General features: G+C 46.6%; 18 protein-coding genes and 1 pseudogene. All 19 read left to right on the top strand.

Annotated elements, in window-relative coordinates:
* The first annotated feature begins 1 nt into the window (after position 1).
* A complete protein-coding gene (locus A142_RS02820; RefSeq protein WP_019820739.1) occupies positions 2 to 2,125 on the top strand; it encodes a flagellar hook-length control protein FliK in 2,124 nt (707 codons plus the stop codon).
* Between the two features lie 90 nt (positions 2,126 to 2,215).
* The gene (gene fliL / locus A142_RS02815; RefSeq protein WP_017060677.1) at positions 2,216 to 2,704 is read left to right on the top strand and encodes a flagellar basal body-associated protein FliL; all 489 of its coding nucleotides are present in this window, start codon (positions 2,216 to 2,218) and stop codon (positions 2,702 to 2,704) included.
* A gap of 7 nt (positions 2,705 to 2,711) precedes the next feature.
* Positions 2,712 to 3,755, top strand: a complete 1,044-nt coding sequence (fliM, locus tag A142_RS02810; protein WP_017631770.1) for a flagellar motor switch protein FliM — start codon at positions 2,712 to 2,714, stop codon at positions 3,753 to 3,755.
* A 29-nt stretch (positions 3,756 to 3,784) separates the two neighbouring features.
* Positions 3,785 to 4,195, top strand: a complete 411-nt coding sequence (fliN, locus tag A142_RS02805; protein WP_004739851.1) for a flagellar motor switch protein FliN — start codon at positions 3,785 to 3,787, stop codon at positions 4,193 to 4,195.
* Positions 4,195 to 4,635 (top strand): flagellar biosynthetic protein FliO, encoded by a 441-nt coding sequence (gene fliO / locus A142_RS02800; protein WP_019820738.1) that lies wholly within the window; start codon positions 4,195 to 4,197, stop codon positions 4,633 to 4,635. The genes fliN and fliO overlap by 1 nt, the downstream gene beginning before the upstream one ends.
* On the top strand, positions 4,622 to 5,551 hold the full coding sequence (gene fliP / locus A142_RS02795) for a flagellar type III secretion system pore protein FliP (protein WP_019820737.1): 930 nt from the start codon (positions 4,622 to 4,624) through the stop codon (positions 5,549 to 5,551). The genes fliO and fliP overlap by 14 nt, the downstream gene beginning before the upstream one ends.
* Positions 5,552 to 5,562: 11 nt before the next feature.
* A complete protein-coding gene (fliQ, locus tag A142_RS02790) occupies positions 5,563 to 5,832 on the top strand; it encodes a flagellar biosynthesis protein FliQ (protein WP_004736211.1) in 270 nt (89 codons plus the stop codon).
* A 6-nt stretch (positions 5,833 to 5,838) separates the two neighbouring features.
* On the top strand, positions 5,839 to 6,621 hold the full coding sequence (gene fliR / locus A142_RS02785; protein ID WP_019820736.1) for a flagellar biosynthetic protein FliR: 783 nt from the start codon (positions 5,839 to 5,841) through the stop codon (positions 6,619 to 6,621).
* 9 nt (positions 6,622 to 6,630) lie between these two features.
* Positions 6,631 to 7,761: a flagellar biosynthesis protein FlhB gene (flhB, locus tag A142_RS02780; protein ID WP_017060671.1), complete on the top strand. Its 1,131-nt coding sequence runs from the start codon at positions 6,631 to 6,633 to the stop codon at positions 7,759 to 7,761.
* Positions 7,762 to 7,971: 210 nt separating this feature from the next.
* Positions 7,972 to 10,071: a flagellar biosynthesis protein FlhA gene (flhA, locus tag A142_RS02775; protein WP_019820735.1), complete on the top strand. Its 2,100-nt coding sequence runs from the start codon at positions 7,972 to 7,974 to the stop codon at positions 10,069 to 10,071.
* Positions 10,072 to 10,098: 27 nt separating this feature from the next.
* Positions 10,099 to 11,661 carry a flagellar biosynthesis protein FlhF gene (gene flhF, locus A142_RS02770; RefSeq protein WP_019820734.1) on the top strand — a complete coding sequence of 521 codons (1,563 nt, stop codon included), beginning with the start codon at positions 10,099 to 10,101 and terminating at the stop codon, positions 11,659 to 11,661.
* A gap of 13 nt (positions 11,662 to 11,674) precedes the next feature.
* Entirely contained in the window at positions 11,675 to 12,562 is an 888-nt protein-coding gene (locus tag A142_RS02765) for a MinD/ParA family protein (protein ID WP_017060668.1), read from the top strand.
* A complete protein-coding gene (locus tag A142_RS02760; RefSeq protein WP_019820733.1) occupies positions 12,555 to 13,289 on the top strand; it encodes an RNA polymerase sigma factor FliA in 735 nt (244 codons plus the stop codon). The genes A142_RS02765 and A142_RS02760 overlap by 8 nt, the downstream gene beginning before the upstream one ends.
* A 42-nt stretch (positions 13,290 to 13,331) precedes the next feature.
* Positions 13,332 to 13,700: a chemotaxis response regulator CheY gene (gene cheY / locus A142_RS02755; RefSeq protein WP_016767062.1), complete on the top strand. Its 369-nt coding sequence runs from the start codon at positions 13,332 to 13,334 to the stop codon at positions 13,698 to 13,700.
* Between the two features lie 105 nt (positions 13,701 to 13,805).
* Positions 13,806 to 14,537 (top strand): protein phosphatase CheZ, encoded by a 732-nt coding sequence (locus A142_RS02750; RefSeq protein ID WP_017064113.1) that lies wholly within the window; start codon positions 13,806 to 13,808, stop codon positions 14,535 to 14,537.
* A gap of 9 nt (positions 14,538 to 14,546) precedes the next feature.
* Complete coding sequence (locus tag A142_RS02745) at positions 14,547 to 16,730, top strand: chemotaxis protein CheA (protein WP_019820732.1); 2,184 nt, start codon at positions 14,547 to 14,549, stop codon at positions 16,728 to 16,730.
* A gap of 13 nt (positions 16,731 to 16,743) precedes the next feature.
* Entirely contained in the window at positions 16,744 to 17,868 is a 1,125-nt protein-coding gene (locus A142_RS02740) for a protein-glutamate methylesterase/protein-glutamine glutaminase (RefSeq protein ID WP_019820731.1), read from the top strand.
* 10 nt (positions 17,869 to 17,878) lie between these two features.
* Entirely contained in the window at positions 17,879 to 18,661 is a 783-nt protein-coding gene (locus tag A142_RS02735; protein ID WP_017064111.1) for a ParA family protein, read from the top strand.
* A pseudogene (locus tag A142_RS25360) lies at positions 18,648 to 18,826 on the top strand (chemotaxis protein CheW); the annotation flags it as partial. The gene A142_RS02735 and the pseudogene A142_RS25360, both read left to right, overlap by 14 nt.

The raw sequence follows: 18,826 nt of genomic DNA, 5'->3' as shown, positions 1-18,826 counted from the left end.
TATGAATGTTAGTCTTTCCTCAAATTCAGCGACCAACAAAACGTCATCGTTGTTGGACACCGGTTCTGCCTCTTCCAAGGTAGAAGAAACCGGCGATTCAAAAGGTTTCTTTGAATCTTTTAAAGAAGCGCTTGGCTTTGAAGAAAGTGATAATAAAGCCACAGTAAAAGACGCAGAAAGTACCGCGAAATCTGATGCTAAACAGGCATCTACTGAAGGTGAAGCGGCAGCCGAAGCGAACAAAGGTGATTTAGCTGAATCAAAGGCTACTGACGAAGTGAGCGAAGCGCAAAGCAAGCAAGCAGCTTCAGAAGTAGAAAGCGAGAAAGCTTCTGATAAAACATCAGCAGAGGCTGCGTCTGGATCTGAGGCTAAGCTCAAAGCCAATTCGGGCACTGATAGCACTGTTGCAGATAAGACTGTCGCAGATAAGGCAGATGGTAAAGATGCGCAGGCTACAACTAACGAATCTAAAGAACATATTACTCAATCCCAAACTCAGGGTCCATCAGCTGTAGATGGTGCTACGCAGGCATCGCAAGCCAATGCAGCGATGAGTGAAGGCAATAAATTGCTTGGTCAATTGGATGAGGCAAACAAAACTCTAAATCAAGCGCCAAACGGCAAGAGCTTGCCTCAGCAAGGTCAGGTAGACCAAGGTAATGTAACTGGTGCTTCTGTTGTAGGAGTTTCCGTTACGGATAAGGCGACACAACAAGCTAAGGCTGCAAATCAGGAGAAGAGCCTTGAAGTCGATTCTGAAATCGCTGTACTTACCGGAGGTAAGGGTGTTTCTCAGCTAACTGATGCTGAAATTCGACAGTTGATGGATAAAGGCGTTACTCCAGAACAAATTGAAGCCAGTATGAGCCGAGAGCTGAGCCAAAAGAATGCAGCTAGTGCGGTTGCTGCCGAGCAGAGCCAAGCATTGTCAGCCGTGGATATTGAACTGGCAAAGCAAGTAGATGCCCATACCAAAGCGCTAAACCAATTGAATGGACAAATCGAATCAGAGCAGTCTGTTGTCGATAGCTTGCTTGAGAAGCAACAAAGTGGCGCTAAGTTGACGGTTGATGAGCAAGCCGCTTTGGCTAAAGCGACCTCTAACCTAGACCTGTTGAATCAACAATTCACTAACGTTCAACAACAAGCAACGGCTTTGTTAAGTCAAGCTCCGGCTGTGAACAGCGCGTCCGGTGACCCCGCTGCTATTGATTGGGATAATACGGATTCAAGCGAAACTAAAGCTTTAGCTGCGGTAGCATCAACAGCAGCTGTAGCGACGGCGGCACAACAAGTGACAGCGCAGGCCGCTTCTCAATCAGCAAACAATGCTCTTACGGATAAGGCGGCAATGCTGCACGCCAATAATGCACATACAGCCCAACAGGCAGCTGCTCAACAAGCTAATGTGGCTTCACCTCAGCAGCAAGCAACGTTGGATCCAGCTTTAACCGCGCAAGGAATGGCGATGAACGCAACGCCAGCTGCCACAAAAGCAGGTTCGACTGATACGCTTCTTAAAGCGGGCGCCGGTGCCGCAGCACTGTCTGGTTTGGGTAAAGCGGGAGCTAAAGAAGATTCTAAAGATTCGACCTTTGCTCAGCAGATCGCTTCTGCGGCTGGTGCACAAGGTGCAGCCACGGTGGGTTCAGCACCTACGCGAGCTGAAATTCAAGCTGCTCAACAAGCGCCTTTACAACTCACCAAAGAGCTAGCTAATGAGCAAGTGGCTGAAAAAGTACAAATGATGATGTCTAAGAACCTTAAGAACTTGGACATTCGTCTCGACCCACCAGAACTGGGCCAAATGAAAATTCGCATGACCATGAATAATGACGTGGCAAACGTGCACTTTACGGTGAGTAATCAGCAAGCGAGAGATGTGATTGAACAAACCTTACCTCGCTTGAGAGAGATGCTTGCTCAGCAAGGTCTGCAGCTTGCCGATTCGTCTGTTCAACAACAGAACTCCGGTCAGGGACAAGATAGATACAACAATGGTGAGCAACAATCCGGCGCTAACCGCACAAATGATACGCAAGGTGATGAAAACCTTGATAGTGGCAGCAATCTTGAATTGAATGTCGCGTCAAAGCGTGATGGAATTAGTTATTATGCCTAATATCAGGCTAAGAACGCTTGGTTAATAGAAAAAACCAGTTAATAAAAAGAACCATCAGTTAATCGCAAGAACAGGAAGTTAGAGTAAGATATGGCCGAAGAACAAGATGCACCTAAAGGGAAGAGCAAGCTCCTTATAATTATTATTGCCGTAGTTGTGTTACTGCTTGGTATAGGTGGTGCGCTGTACTTTTTCTTAGGTTCTGACGATAGCGCCTCTGAATCTCAGTCTCAGCCAGCAACGGCTGTGGTCGCTGCAGAGCCGGTTATGTATGTTAATATTCCTCAGCCCTTCTTGTTTAATGTGACAGGTGACAAAAAAGATCGCCTAGTTCAGATAAAAGCACAGCTCATGGTACGTGGCAGTAAGAATGAAGACCTGGCTCGTTACCACTCTCCACTTGTAGAAAGTACGCTACTGGCCACGTTCGCTTCGGCAACGGTTGATCAATTGCGCTCACCAACAGGCCGCGTGGAACTGCGTAATAAGGCAACAGAAGATATTAAAGCAAGCCTGGCTCAAGCTGTTGGCCAGCCTGTGATTGAAAAAGTGTTATTCACTGACTTCGTAATTCAATAGGTAATTTGTGACCGATTTATTAAGCCAAGACGAAATTGATGCGCTGTTACATGGCGTTGATGATGTTGAAGAAGTTGAAGATGTCTTAGAAACCGAAAATGACAATGCGGTCAATTTCGACTTCTCATCTCAAGATCGAATCGTCCGTGGTCGAATGCCGACCCTTGAACTTATTAACGAGCGTTTCGCACGTCATATGCGTATCAGCTTGTTTAATATGTTACGTAAAACGGCTGAAGTGTCGATCAACGGCGTACAAATGATGAAGTTTGGTGAGTACCAAAACACATTGTATGTACCCACCAGTTTAAACATGGTTCGTTTCCGTCCACTGAAAGGTACGGCACTCATCACCATGGAAGCTCGTCTGGTTTTCATTCTCGTAGAGAACTTTTTTGGCGGCGATGGACGATTTCACGCCAAGATTGAAGGTCGTGAATTCACGCCTACTGAAAGACGAATCATTCAGTTACTGTTGAAAATTGTTTTTGAAGATTACAAAGAAGCATGGTCTCCGGTGATGGGGGTTGAGTTTGAATACTTGGATTCTGAAGTGAACCCAAGTATGGCGAACATTGTGAGCCCAACCGAAGTGATTGTTGTGAGTTCGTTCCACATTGAAGTGGATGGTGGTGGTGGTGACTTCCACGTTGTCATGCCTTATTCCATGGTTGAGCCGATCCGTGAACTGCTTGATGCGGGTGTTCAATCAGACAAGATGGAAACCGATGTTCGTTGGAGTACCGCACTGCGTGATGAAATCATGGACGTGCCTGTTAACTTCCGCGTCAACCTTCTAGAGCAAGACATCTCCCTGCGCGACTTAATGGAGCTGCGCCCTGGTGACGTTATCCCAATGAACATGCCTGAGCACGCAACGATGTTTGTCGAAGAACTGCCGACTTATCGTGTGAAAATGGGACGTTCTGGTGAGAAGCTTGCAGTACAGATTTCGGAAAAAATTCAAAGACCACATGTGGTTAAAACTGATCTCGCTTTTCTAGGTAAAGACTTAATGTCTGAACTCGAAAACAGCGATGATGACGAATAGAAAAATAGATAAAAGTATAGGAATTGGTAATGGAACCTAGTGAAGATCAAAAGCTAGCAGACGAATGGGCTGCAGCACTTGGTGAAGACCCTTCAGCGCCGTCAATTGATGTTGATGATGTGCTTGCGGCACCACTTGATGAGCTAACCGATTCATCATCTCCGATTTCTGAAGATGAGCGTCGTAAGCTGGATACCATTATGGATATTCCAGTGACTATTTCGATGGAAGTTGGCCGCTCTCAGATCAGTATCCGTAACTTACTTCAATTGAACCAAGGCTCGGTTGTTGAGCTTGATCGAATCGCTGGTGAGTCACTAGACGTGATGGTCAACGGAACTCTGATTGCTCACGGTGAAGTGGTTGTGGTGAACGACAAGTTTGGTATTCGTTTGACTGACGTTATTAGCCAGACAGAACGAATTAAGAAGCTGCGTTAATGAGCTTCTTGTCTCAAATACTGGCGGGCTCTTTTCTCGGAATGACAGGTTTGTTACGAGGAATCTTGGGAGTAGGGCTATTAACGGCTCCTTCCATTGCCTTTGCAGCAACGCCGCCTTCTCTCGATTTAGCGACCACCTTTGGGTCGCTAATTTTCGTTATAGCCTTCATTTTATTTATTGCTTGGCTACTCAAGCGAATGCAAGTGCCTGCGATGTCGAATCAACAAGGTTTGGCGATTGTTAGGCAAATCCCTGTTGGTACTAAAGAGCGTATCGCTATTGTGCAAGCGGGTGATGAACAGTTCTTGGTAGGGATTACCACACAATCGATTCAGCTGATCTCTAAGCTCGATAAACCTCTTACTCAGGAGATGCTGGAAAAAAGTACATTTTCAAGTCAGCTTTCCCAGCTAATAAAAAAAGATGCAAACAAGTAACGGACTTTTGAACTCCTCTTACTTTCACCAAGCCGGAGCTTTCCGAGCGGTGAAAGTGTGGTTGGTTCAGCTCATTCTCCTATGCTCAATCGTATTCAGTGTGTCGGTATTTGCACAAGCTGAAGACGGCACCGTCATTCCTGCGAATACCGTTGGCTCAGAGTCGGTGACTATCAGCACGATGGAACAAGACCAAGCCAAATCGACAACCATGACCACGGGCAGCTTAAATGGCAATGGTGGCGGCATACCTGCCTTTACCATGACAACCAATGCTAATGGTGGTGAAGACTACTCGATAAACCTGCAAATTCTTGCGTTAATGACCATGCTTGGCTTCTTGCCGGCGATGGTGATTTTGATGACGTCGTTCACTCGTATTGTGGTCGTGATGTCTATCTTGCGTCAGGCGATGGGTCTACAACAAACACCGTCTAACCAAGTCATTATTGGTATCGCGATATTCTTGACCTTCTTCATCATGTCGCCAGTCATTAATCAAGTTAACGAACAAGCAGTTCAGCCTTATCTAAATGAACAGATATCGGCGCGACAGGCATTTGATGTTGCCCAAGAACCGATTAAATCTTTCATGCTTAAACAGACTCGAATCAAAGATCTTGAAACCTTTGTTGAGATTTCTGGTGCGGAAGTGACCAACCCTGAAGATGTTTCGATGGCGGTTCTGATTCCAGCATTTATCACGTCGGAATTGAAAACGGCTTTCCAAATCGGCTTTATGCTGTTCTTGCCGTTCCTAATCATCGACTTGGTGGTGGCATCGGTATTGATGGCCATGGGTATGATGATGTTGTCACCGATGATTGTATCGCTGCCGTTTAAGTTGATGCTGTTTGTTCTTGTTGATGGCTGGAACTTGATACTCTCCACACTCGCCGGCAGTTTTGCCTTGTAGCTGGGGGAATAATGAATCCTGAAATATTCGTAGAGTTGTTCCGAGATGCCCTTTGGATGGTATTAATCATGGTTTGCGCCATCATTATTCCTAGCCTACTGATCGGTTTGGTTGTGGCTGTTTTCCAAGCTGCGACCTCAATCAACGAACAAACACTGAGTTTCCTGCCGCGTTTGATCGTGACGTTATTGGCGTTGATGATGTTTGCTCACTGGATGACTCAGATGATGATGGAGTTCTTTTTTGAGCTCATCGAACGCTTGCCGCAAGTTCTGTATTAAACAGATATGGAATACCCAACGAGCCTTGTACTAGAGTGGTTAGCCAATTATTTTTGGCCATACACTCGCATCTCAGCGATGCTGATGGTGATGACAGTAACAGGGGCACGCTTCGTGTCGCCGCGTATTCGTCTGTATTTAGGCTTGGCGATTACTTTTGCGGTGATGCCTGCGATTCCTGCTGTTCCCAAAGAGATTGAACTGCTCTCTTTCCAAGGTTTCCTAACCGTCTTCGAGCAAATTGTGATTGGCGTGGCCATGGGTTTTGTTACCCAGTTCATGATTCAAACCTTTGTTATGCTGGGTCAGATCCTCGGTATGCAATCGAGTTTGGGTTTTGCATCAATGGTCGACCCAGCTAACGGGCAAAACACGCCGGTACTTGGTCAACTGTTCATGCTGCTTGCGACCATGTTTTTCTTGGCGACCGATGGTCACTTGAAAATGCTGCAGCTGGTGGTGTTTAGCTTTAAGACCTTGCCGATTGGCAGTGGATCGTTGAGCTCTGTTGATTTTCGAGAGCTCGCGTTGTGGCTCGGTATCATGTTCAAAACGGCATTGGCGATGTCCTTGTCGGGCATTATCGCGCTGTTAACAATTAACTTGTCGTTTGGTGTAATGACGCGTGCGGCACCTCAATTAAACATCTTTTCTTTGGGTTTTGCATTTGCGCTACTCGTGGGCCTGTTACTTTGTTGGTACATCCTTGGCGGCTTGTATAGTCACTATGAGCTATTCTGGATGCAGGGCGAACAACAGATATGTCGTCTAATCCGGTTAGATTGCTAGGAGACTGAAATGGCAGAGTCAGACGGTCAAGAACGCACAGAAGACGCAACACCCAAACGCTTGCAACAGGCCAAAGAGAAAGGGCAGGTTGCAAGGTCAAAAGAGCTAGCGTCAGCATCGGTACTAATTGTCGGTGCGATTGCATTAATGTGGTTTGGCGAATCGATGGCGAAGGCTTTGTTCGAGGCGATGCAACGTCTGTTCTCTTTGAGTCGCGACGAAATCTTTGACACCAATAAGCTGCTTGAAATCGCTGGTGGCGCACTGGTGAACCTGCTTTTTCCGCTGTTTTTGATACTGATAACCTTGTTTGTTGCTGCCGTCATCGGCGCTGCGGGTGTCGGTGGGATTAACTTCTCAATGCAAGCGGCGATGCCAAAGGCGTCTAAGCTCAACCCACTGAGTGGGATCAAGCGTATGTTTGGCCTGCAAAGTTGGGTTGAACTGCTCAAGTCTATTCTTAAAGTAGCGCTCGTATCGGGGATGGCGATTTATCTGATTCAAGCCTCTCAGCATGATTTAATGCAGCTGAGTATGGATGTGTACCCACAGAACATCTTTCATGCCTTGGATATCTTGCTCAACTTCATCCTGTTGATCAGCTGCTCACTGCTGATTGTGGTGGCGATTGATATTCCGTTCCAGATCTGGCAACACGCCGATCAATTGAAGATGACCAAACAAGAAGTCAAAGACGAATTCAAAGACACTGAAGGTAAGCCGGAAGTGAAAGGCCGAATTCGTATGCTTCAAAGGGAAGCGGCTCAGCGTCGCATGATGGCTGATGTCCCTCAAGCGGATGTGATTGTGACCAACCCGGAACACTTTTCAGTGGCGCTGCGCTACAAGCAGAATCAAGACAAAGCACCAATTGTGGTTGCTAAAGGTGTCGACCACATGGCGATGAAGATCCGAGAGATTGCGCGTGCAAACGACATCTATATCGTTCCAGCGCCGCCATTGGCGAGGGCGCTTTATCACACCACTGAGCTAGAACAACAAATTCCTGACGGTCTGTTTACGGCAGTTGCACAAGTGCTTGCATATGTTTTCCAGCTTAAACAGTACCGAAAACGAGGTGGTGAGCGACCAAAACTGCAAGATTCTAATATGCCGATCCCACCTGATTTACGTCATTAGATCAATTGCTTGAGCTCTGCGTGATGAACCCTGATAATAGCGAGCTAGCTAATCTTCCTTTTATAGAGGTGATGGCGATAATTTGACGTGAGATGTTGGTACAGTGTTTGCTGTAGTAGCCTGAACATTATAAGCCCATAGCAAACAGCCCTGACTAAGACCTAATCCACTTGTTCAGAGAGCTACAACATAGCGAAACTGTCTAGATTTATGAAATTCTCCCTGCCTTTTGCGGACAAGCTACCTAAAATCCCTAACCGTGCCATGCCTGCGATTGGTGCACCTGTTATGGTACTTGCAACGCTTGCTATGGTGGTGTTGCCCATTCCAGCTTTCTTGTTGGATATGTTCTTCACCTTCAACATTGCACTGTCTATGGTTGTGCTACTGGTCTCGGTATATACCCGCAGGCCTTTAGACTTCGCTGCATTCCCAACCGTCCTGCTGATTGCGACTCTACTTCGGTTGGCCTTGAACGTTGCTTCGACACGTGTGGTATTGCTCCATGGTCATGAAGGTGGCGACGCAGCCGGTAATGTGATTGAAGCCTTCGGTAACGTGGTTATCGGTGGTAACTATGCGGTAGGTCTAGTGGTGTTCTTGATTCTTATGATCATCAACTTCATGGTTGTAACAAAAGGTGCGGGTCGTATCTCGGAAGTAAGCGCGCGTTTCACGTTAGACGCCTTACCGGGTAAACAGATGGCAATCGATGCCGACTTGAACGCAGGTTTGATCGACCAAGACCAGGCGCGTCTGAGACGTTTTGAAGTAACCAAAGAAGCTGACTTCTACGGTTCGATGGACGGTGCTTCTAAGTTTGTTAAAGGCGATGCGATCGCTGGTATCTTAATCTTATTCATCAACATCATTGGTGGCTTGAGCATTGGTATGGCTCAGTTTGACCTTGGTTTTGGCGAAGCAATCGAAATCTATACACTACTGACTATCGGTGATGGTCTGGTAGCACAAATTCCGTCTCTATTATTGTCGATCGCAGCTGCAATGATGGTAACGCGCCAAAATACTGATGAAGATATGGGTGAGCAACTTGTCTTCCAAATGTTCGACAACCCTAAAGCCCTTATGATCACTGCCGCCATCCTTGGCATTATGGGTATTGTTCCTGGCATGCCGCACTTCTCATTCTTGAGCCTTGCCATCGTTGCAGGAGCGGGGGCGTATTACATCGATAAAAAGAACAAGAAGAAGGCTGAACAACCCAACCTTCCGGCGACGGTTGAAGCGAATGGAGAAGCGGGCTCTCAGAAGGAGCTCTCTTGGGATGATGTTCAACCTGTCGATATTATTGGTTTAGAAGTGGGTTACCGTTTAATTCCTTTGGTTGACAGAGACCAAGGCGGGGAATTGCTTGAACGCGTTAAAGGTGTGCGTAAAAAGCTGTCTCAAGACTTTGGTTTCTTGATCCCAGCAGTACACATTCGCGATAACCTAGAACTGACACCAAACAGCTACCGAATTACCCTTATGGGTGTTGCTGTGGGTGAAGCTGAGATTAAGCCAGACATGGAGCTCGCGATTAACCCAGGTCAAGTCTATGGGATGATCGATGGCGAGCCGACGATTGACCCTGCCTTTGGCCTTGAAGCGGTTTGGATTCGTGAAGAGCAGCGTGAACACGCACAAGCTCTAGGTTATACCGTTGTAGATTCTTCTACCGTACTGGCGACACACCTTAGCCAGCTGCTAACCAACAATGCATCACAGCTCATTGGCCACGAAGAAGTTCAGAACTTGCTTGAGATGCTCAGTCGCTCAACACCTAAGCTGGTGGAAGGCTTTGTACCGGATCAATTGCAGTTGGGTGTGGTTGTGAAAGTGCTACAGAACCTGCTGAATGAAGCGATTCCAATTCGTGACATTCGAACCATAGTCCAAACTTTGTCGGAGTATTCAGGTAAGAGTCAAGAACCTGACATACTTACTGCGGCGGTTCGTATCTCATTGAAACGATTAATTGTTCAAGAAATCAATGGTATAGAGCCAGAATTACCAGTGATAACCTTGATTCCTGAGTTGGAACAAATCTTGCATCAAACCATGCAGGCATCCGGCGGAGAATCTGCTGGTATTGAACCTGGTTTAGCCGAACGTTTACAGACCTCCCTCAGCCACGCTACACAAGAGCAAGAGCTGAAAGGTGAGCCCGCGGTACTATTGACCTCTGGCGTGTTGCGTTCGACTCTGGCTAAGTTCGTGAAAAACACGATCCCAAGCTTGAGAGTCTTGTCTTACCAAGAGATACCGGATGAAAAACAGATACGTATAGTACAAGCTGTTGGTAATTAAGCCGCCTAATTAGAACGGACGATCGAATTGAAAATTAAACGATTTTTTGCAAAAGATATGCGAACGGCGCTGCTCCAAGTTAAAGAAGAACTTGGCTCAGAGGCGGTGATCATGTCTAACAAAAAGGTCGCAAGTGGCGTGGAAATTGTTGCCGCTATTGATGGCGAATCTAGCCCTTCAACAGCAAGCCAGAGACTAAATAAACCTCAGCAGCCTGCACAAAGCCAATATACGCAAATGGCCGCGCCCGCAGCTCCTGCAGGGCGACGTCAATTAGACGATGACAAGGTTAGCCTACAGTCGAATGCTGAAGGTGGACGCTCAATGACCAAACGCTTTGCGAACATGCTAAAGCAATACAGTCATGGCGCCGATGATGAGCCACAGCATCGTGCTGAAAATGAAGATTCATTGTCAGCATTGCTCAATCGCCAATCAAGCACGGGTCATAAGCCTCATAGTCATCAGAGTCAAAGCAATTTGCAGTCTCATGGCCATCAGCAATCTCACGGTAACCAACAGTCTCACGGAAATCTTGATTCTGCATTTGCTCGTGAAACGGGGTTGTCTAAGTTAATTGCTGAAGACCGCAGAGTAGAGCGCCCGGCACCTCGCTTGGATCCGACCCGTTATGATCGTGGTCGAGAGAATACTCAATCCAAAGGTTCTGATACTGAAATGGAAACGATGCGTGAAGAGATGACCTCAATTCGTCGTCTGTTAGAGCATCAAGTTTCCGGGTTAATGTGGCAAGAAGTTGAGCGTCGTGAACCGCTCAGAGCGATGCTTATTAAGCGCCTTGAGCGTATGGGTGTATCTGCAGAGCTTGCCGATCAAATGGCGTGTTACATTCCTGAAGATACTAAACCTGCACGTGCGTGGAAGGCTCTGTTAGCTCTGGTTGCAGACCAAATCTCTGTTACACAAAAAGATATTTTAAAACGCGGCGGTATTGTGGCTCTACTTGGCCCAACCGGCGTGGGTAAAACAACGACTGTTGCAAAGCTAGCTGCACGTGCCGCCATGGAATATGGCGCTGATAACGTCGCACTAGTGACAACTGACACATATCGTATAGGTGCACATGAGCAGTTATCGATCTACGGTCGAATTATGGGTTGTCCTGTAAGAGTTGCTAAAGATTCTAGCGAACTGGCCGATGTAATATATCAGTTACGTAATCGTCGCCTGATTCTGGTCGATACTGCAGGCATGGGACAACGAGATGTTCGCCTATCTGAGCAGTTAGACACATTGATGCAAGAGAGTGGTTCCGTTATCAATAGCTACCTTGTGTTGCCTGCAACCGCGCAACGCAAAGTGCTGCAAGAAACAATTGAACACTTTAGAAGAATCCCGTTGTCGGGATGCATCATGACTAAGCTGGATGAATCCCTAAGTCTCGGTGAATTCATCAGTGTCGTAATACAAAATGCATTACCAGTTGCTTACATAGCAAATGGTCAACGAGTTCCTGAAGATATCGTTATAGCTCAGCCAAAGTACATGATTGCTAAGGCCAATGAGTTATTAGAAAAATCTACAGAGAATGAACCTCATTACTGGAATAGCGATTCTGAAGGGCTCTAGGCGGCGGATAAATATGAATGAAAATATGATACATGATCAAGCTAGCGGCCTCCGTCGCTTAACCAAGCCTTCACTCACAAAAGTTATCGCTGTAACCGGTGGTAAGGGAGGCGTTGGTAAATCTAATGTGACGTTAGGTATGGCTATTTGCATGGCGCGCCAAGGCAAAAAAGTCATGGTGCTAGATGCCGATTTAGGGCTAGCGAACGTCGATATCATGCTAGGTATTCGTTCTAAACGAAACCTTGGGCATGTGTTGGCTGGCGAATGTGAACTTAAGGATGCGATTGTCGAAGGTCCGCACGGAATTAAAATTATTCCAGCGACATCGGGCACACAAAGCATGACAGAACTTTCACACGCTCAGCATGCTGGTTTGATTCGCGCATTCGGTTCGCTTGAAGACGAGATGGACATCTTGTTGGTTGATACCGCAGCCGGTATTTCGGACATGGTGATCAGCTTCTCAAGAGCGGCGCAAGACGTGGTTGTTGTGGTATGTGATGAACCTACCTCGATCACGGATGCATATGCTTTGATTAAGCTTTTAAGCAGAGAACACCAAGTTCAGCGATTCAAAGTTGTTGCAAATATGGTCAGAAGCTACCGCGAAGGCCGAGAATTATTTGCAAAGTTGACTTTGGTCACAGAGCGCTTCTTGAATGTGAGCCTCGAACTCGTAGCATGTATTCCTTTAGATGATAAAGTACGTCAATCAGTCAAGAGACAGAAAATCGTAGTCGATGCGTTTCCTCGCTCTCCAGCTGCATTGGCAATCAGTTCTTTGGCTAACAAAGCATTGACCTGGCCAATACCAAAAACACCGAGCGGACACTTGGAGTTCTTTGTTGAAAGGCTGCTGAATCGTACTGAATTTATAGAGGAACCATTTGGTGAATAAAGCGCTTACTTACGATCAACACGCTAATCACAATAGCCAACAGGCTTTTTTTGAGAAGTACTCTGTGTTGGTTAAACGTATCGCTCATCACTTGTTGGGGCGATTACCGCCTAATGTATTGGTTGATGACTTAATTCAAGCTGGCATGATCGGCTTGATTGAAGCGCAACAAAACTATGATGGTACCAAAGGTGCAAGCTTTGAGACGTATGCTGGTATTCGAATTCGCGGGGCAATGTTGGATGACATTCGCCGTGGGGATTGGGTACCGAGATCGGTTCATAAAAACAATCGAGAAATCAGCAGTGCAATCGCGGAATTAGAGGGTATCCTCAACCGTGACCCGAGTGATGCCGAAGTGGCAAAACACATGGGGCTCAGCTTAGAGCAATATCACAGTGCTTTAACTGACATTAATTGCTCAAGACTGGTTGGAATCGAAGATTTAGGCGTCTCAGATGATGTAATATCTCCGAATGAAGACTCTCAAGATAATACGCCTTTTCAAGGGGTTGCTGATGAGTCATTCCGCCAAGCTTTGATCGGTTCGATAAAACAACTTCCGGAAAGGGAAGGCCTTGTGCTTTCGCTTTATTACGACGAAGAACTCAATTTAAAAGAGATTGGGGAAGTGTTAGGTGTCAGCGAATCTCGTGTCAGCCAAATACTGAGCCAATCTATGCAGCGTTTACGCACTAAGTTAAGTGCTTGGACACAGAACGACTAACAACACTGATCCTATTCAGTGGAGGCTAATTTGAACAAAAACATGAAAATTCTCATTGTTGATGATTTTTCAACGATGCGCCGAATTGTTAAAAACCTACTTCGCGATTTAGGTTTCAACAACACTCAAGAAGCAGATGATGGCTTGACCGCGTTACCTATGCTGAAAAAAGGCGAATTTGATTTCGTGGTAACTGACTGGAACATGCCAGGCATGCAAGGGATTGACCTGCTTAAACACATTCGCGCAGACGCAGAACTTAAGCACCTTCCAGTGCTTATGATCACAGCTGAAGCGAAGCGTGAGCAGATCATCGAAGCTGCGCAAGCGGGTGTTAATGGTTACATTGTGAAGCCTTTCACTGCTGCAACGCTGAAAGAGAAACTTGATAAGATTTTTGATCGCTTATAAGCATCAATAAATTTAGGCACTTCTAGGTAAACACTGACTGATAAGTTATCTGTTTATCTCGATAGCCTAAGCGCACAAAGTATGCGGAGTAAGGCCGAATTCAGGATGATTTCATTAGAACAAGCAAAAAAATTAGTAGAGCTGCTTGAGAACGATGAGCAGCAAAATGCTGATTCTCTTGTGAGAAGCATTTATGAAGATAACTTTAGTCTTCAAGACAATCCAATGCTTCAAGAAATAGGAAGTCTGACACGCGACCTCCACGACTCTTTGACTCAATTCAATTTCGATGAACGCATCAGCGTTATCGCAAATGACGAAATCCCTGATGCAAGGGATCGCCTTCAGTATGTCATTGATAAAACGGAAGTTGCGGCAAATAAGACGATGGACGCTGTCGATCGCTGTATGCCAATCGCAGACAACCTACACGAGTGTTTACTTCAAGTAAGGCCTCAATGGAATGAACTGATGCATGGCCGCATTGAGCTGGCACAATTTAAAGCTTTATGTCACCGCATTGATGGATTGCTTGTCCAAGTAGAAGGCGATAGTACTGAACTACGCGGACAATTGACTGAAATCTTGATGGCTCAGGATTTCCAAGATTTAACTGGGCAGATAATCAGCAAAGTTATTACCTTGGTGAATGAGGTGGAAGGACGTTTGGTCGAGATTCTCACGGTATTCGGTGCGAATCAAAAAGAGCCAACTCCAGAGTCAGAGAAGAAAGCATCGATTGCGCCTGAAGGTCCAATTATGAACCCAGAAGAGCGCGAAGACGCTGTCGCATCTCAAGATGAAGTCGACGATTTGTTATCCAGTCTTGGATTTTAAAGGTAACGTATGAGCTACGATTTAGACGAAGATATTCTTCAGGACTTTTTAGTCGAAGCAGGAGAGATCCTTGAACTCCTATCAGAACAACTGGTAGAGCTTGAGAATAACCCTGACGACAAAGACCTATTAAATGCTATTTTCCGTGGTTTCCATACAGTAAAAGGTGGTGCTGGTTTCCTAGCATTAACTGAGCTGGTGGATACTTGTCATGGTGCTGAGAATGTGTTCGACATTCTGCGAAACGGCCAACGCAGCGTAACATCAGGTTTGATGGATACCATGCTGCAGGCGCTAGATACAGTCAATGTACAGTTTCGCGCCGTGCAAGATCAGGAACCTTTAGTGCCAGCCGACCAATCTTTATTGGATGAACTTCACCGTCTCTGTAAACCAGAGTCTGCGGATGAAGTGGCACCAGTAGAAGCGCCTGCACCTATTATCCCTGAACCTGTTGTTGCAGCGCCTGAGCCTGTTATTGCTCCGGAACCTACTGCTGAAAGCTCAAACATCAATGCATCTTCAGTCGATGATATCTCTGAAGATGAGTTTGAACGCTTGCTTGATGAGCTTCACGGTAAAGGTGGTTCACCAACAGCGCCTTCTGCACCAACACCGCCGCCAGCACCCGCTGCACCTCAGTCTGTTGCTGACAGTGGTGATATTACTGATGACGAATTTGAAAAGTTATTAGATGAATTGCACGGTGCGGGTAAGAGCCCGACAGCGGCAAGTTCAACGCCTCCTCCACCGCCAGCAGCACCTGTTTCGGCGATGTCTGAAGGCGATGATCTGATGACTGACGAAGAGTTCGAGAAGTTACTTGACCAACTACATGGCTCAGGTAATGGACCTTCGATTGAAGAATTGGATGCCGCGACTAAGCCAGCAGAAGTTAAGGCAGTAGCACCTCAAGCTACGCCTAAACCTGCTGCGCCAGTTGCCGTTAAAGCTGAGCCGAAACCGAGCGCTCCAGCAAAAGCTGAAGTTAAAGCACCGGCTAAGAAGCAGCAAGCTGAAGCAACAGTTCGCGTTGATACATCAACACTGGACACCATCATGAACATGGTAGGTGAACTGGTATTGGTGCGTAACCGACTCGTCAGCCTTGGCCTTAACAGCAACGACGAAGAAATGTCGAAAGCTGTCTCTAACTTAGATGTTGTTACTGCAGACCTACAAGGTGCGGTAATGAAGACTCGTATGCAGCCGATCAAGAAAGTATTTGGTCGCTTCCCACGAGTTGTCCGTGACCTTGCTCGTAGCTTGAAGAAAGACATCGTTCTTGAAATGCGTGGCGAAGAAACGGATCTTGATAAAAACTTAGTAGAAGCACTTGCTGATCCCCTGATTCACTTGGTGAGAAACTCTGTCGATCATGGTATCGAAATGCCAGACGACCGTGTTGCAGCAGGTAAATCTAGAACGGGTAAAGTGATTCTGTCTGCCTCTCAAGAAGGTGACCACATTGAACTGGCTATCGTTGATGACGGTGGCGGTATGGACCCTGATAAGCTTCGTGCTATCGCGGTTAAACGTGGCCTGATGGATGAAGATGCAGCGTCTCGTTTATCGAATAAAGAGTGTTTCAACTTGATTTTTGCTCCTGGCTTCTCAAGCAAAGAGCAGATCTCGGATATCTCTGGTCGTGGTGTGGGTATGGACGTTGTGAAAACAGCGATCAACACACTGAACGGCTCTATTGATATTGATTCAGAAATGGGACAGGGCACCAAGATCACTATCAAGGTTCCACTAACCCTAGCGATTCTACCAACCTTAATGGTCGGTGTTGCGGGTCACCCATTTGCGTTGCCATTGGCATCGGTTAACGAGATCTTCCACCTAGATTTAAGCCGCACAAACGTGGTTGATGGTCAGCTGACGATCATCGTTCGCGATAAGTCTATTCCGTTGTTCTACTTGCAAAACTGGCTTGCACCTAAAGCGGGTATTGTTGAACTGCGCAAAGGACACGGCCATGTTGTTATCGTACAACTTGGTAGCCAACGTGTTGGTTTTGTTGTCGATACGCTTATCGGTCAAGAAGAAGTCGTGATCAAGCCGCTTGATAAGCTTCTGCAAGGCACACCAGGAATGGCAGGCGCGACAATTACAAGTGACGGACACATTGCATTGATTCTAGATGTGCCGGACTTGTTGAAGCAGTACGCAGCTGCGTCAAGAATTTAATTTAAGGATAAATATGGCGATTAAAGTATTAGTCGTTGATGATTCGAGTTTTTTTCGTCGTCGCGTTAGCGAGATCATCAACTCAGAGGCTCGCCTAGAAGTCATTGATGTTGCAGTAAACGGTAAAGAAGCCGTTGAAAAAGCGAAACAGCTAAGACCTGACGTAATCACGATGGACATTGAAATGCCTGTCATGGACGGCATCACTGCCGTTCGTGAGATCATGGCCGCGTCTCCAACGCCTATTTTGATGTTCTCATCGTTAACGCATGATGGAGCGAGAGCAACGTTAGATGCGTTAGATGCAGGTGCTCTCGACTTCCTACCTAAGAAGTTTGAAGACATTGCACGTAACCGCGACGATGCAGTTGCATTGCTTCAACAGCGTGTGATTCAGATTGCTGCAAAGCGTGCATTTATGCGTCGTGCTCCTATTGCGCCGAGAGCGACAACAACGACTTCAACATCTACGCCATTGCGCCAACCGATTCCAACAGCAGCTGCGACTTCCACAGCGAAGCCTGCAGTTGCATCAACGGCGAAATTCAGAGCGTCAGGTAAGAAGTATCAATTAACAGCAATTGGTACGTCGACTGGCGGCCCAGTTGCTCTACAGAAGATTTTGACTCGCATCCCTGCCAACTATCCACATCCCATTGTGTTAGTTCAGCATATGCCAGCAACATTCACTGCTGCTTTTGCTAGTCGATTGAACACCTTGTGCAAGATTGAAGTTCGTGAAGCGCAAGACGGTGATGTGTTAAAACCTGGAGTGGCGTATCTTGCTCCGGGTGGTAAACAGATGATGGTGGATGGCCGTGCAGGATCTGCACGTCTAAGAATTATCGATGGCGGCGACCGCATGAACTACAAGCCTTGTGTGGATGTCACATTCGGCTCTGCAGCGAAGATCTACGGCGACAAAGTATTGTCTATGATACTGACCGGTATGGGCGCAGATGGTCGAGAAGGTTCGCGTATGTTGAAAACTGCGGGCTCGACGATTTGGGCACAAGACGAAGATAGTTGTGTTGTATATGGTATGCCTCAAGCTGTAGCAAAAGCTGGCATTTCTACTGAAGACCTACCTCTAGACCGCATCGCGGAAAGGATCTTGGTTGAAGTTGGGTTAGCTTAGGTAAATCGAAATGATTGTTTGGAGTGTTGCAAATCAAAAAGGTGGTGTTGGTAAAACGACCACGACCGTGACTCTAGCAGGTTTACTTGCGTTGAAGGGGCACCGTGTTCTGTTGGTTGATACTGACCCACATGCATCACTGACCACCTATCTGGGTTACGACTCAGATACGGTGGAATCGAGCCTGTTTGATCTGTTCCAGTTGCGTGAGTTTAACGCGCAGACGGTAAGACCTTTACTGTTACAAACGGAAGTCGAAGGTATCGATATTATTCCTGCGCACATGTCTTTGGCGACATTAGACCGTGTAATGGGAAATCGAAGCGGCATGGGGTTGATCTTGAAACGCGCTTTGGCCGCTTTGAAAGACGATTACGACTATGTGTTGATCGATTGCCCGCCAATTCTGGGTGTGATGATGGTCAATGCATTGGCTGCGAGTGATCGTATTTTGATTCCGGTACAGACGGAATTTTTGGCGATGAAGGGCTTAGAGCGTATGATTCGCACTTTGACCATCATGCAGAAGTCTCGCAAAACACCGTTTAAGGTGACGATTGTCCCAACGATGTATGACAAGCGAACCAAAGCCTCACTGCAAACATTAACGCAGCTCAAAGATGATTATCCAAACCAAGTTTGGACATCTGCTGTGCCGATTGATACTAAGTTTCGAGATGCGAGCCTAAAGCGCTTGCCAGCCTCTCATTTTGCATCGGGTAGCCGTGGTGTATTTGCTTATAAACAGTTGCTTATTTATCTCGAAAGGTTGGCGATAAATGAGCGCGAATAAAGAATCAACATTGGCGCAGGCAAGTCTTTCCAGTGAACAAGCTCTGGATGACTACTTTACTGCGCTGTTAGGCGATGAAAGCTATGAATCTGACGACTTTTTTGTTGACGAGTCGAGCGACGAATCACAATCTGAAGAGCCAGAGCCAGAGCCAGAGCCAGAGCC

It is taken from the genome of Vibrio splendidus 12E03, assembly GCF_000272105.2.
In the GTDB taxonomy this organism is placed as follows: Bacteria; Pseudomonadota; Gammaproteobacteria; order Enterobacterales; family Vibrionaceae; genus Vibrio; species Vibrio splendidus_I.
The sequence above is the reverse complement of the archived record's forward strand: the minus strand, read 5'-3'. Positions and strand labels throughout refer to the sequence as shown.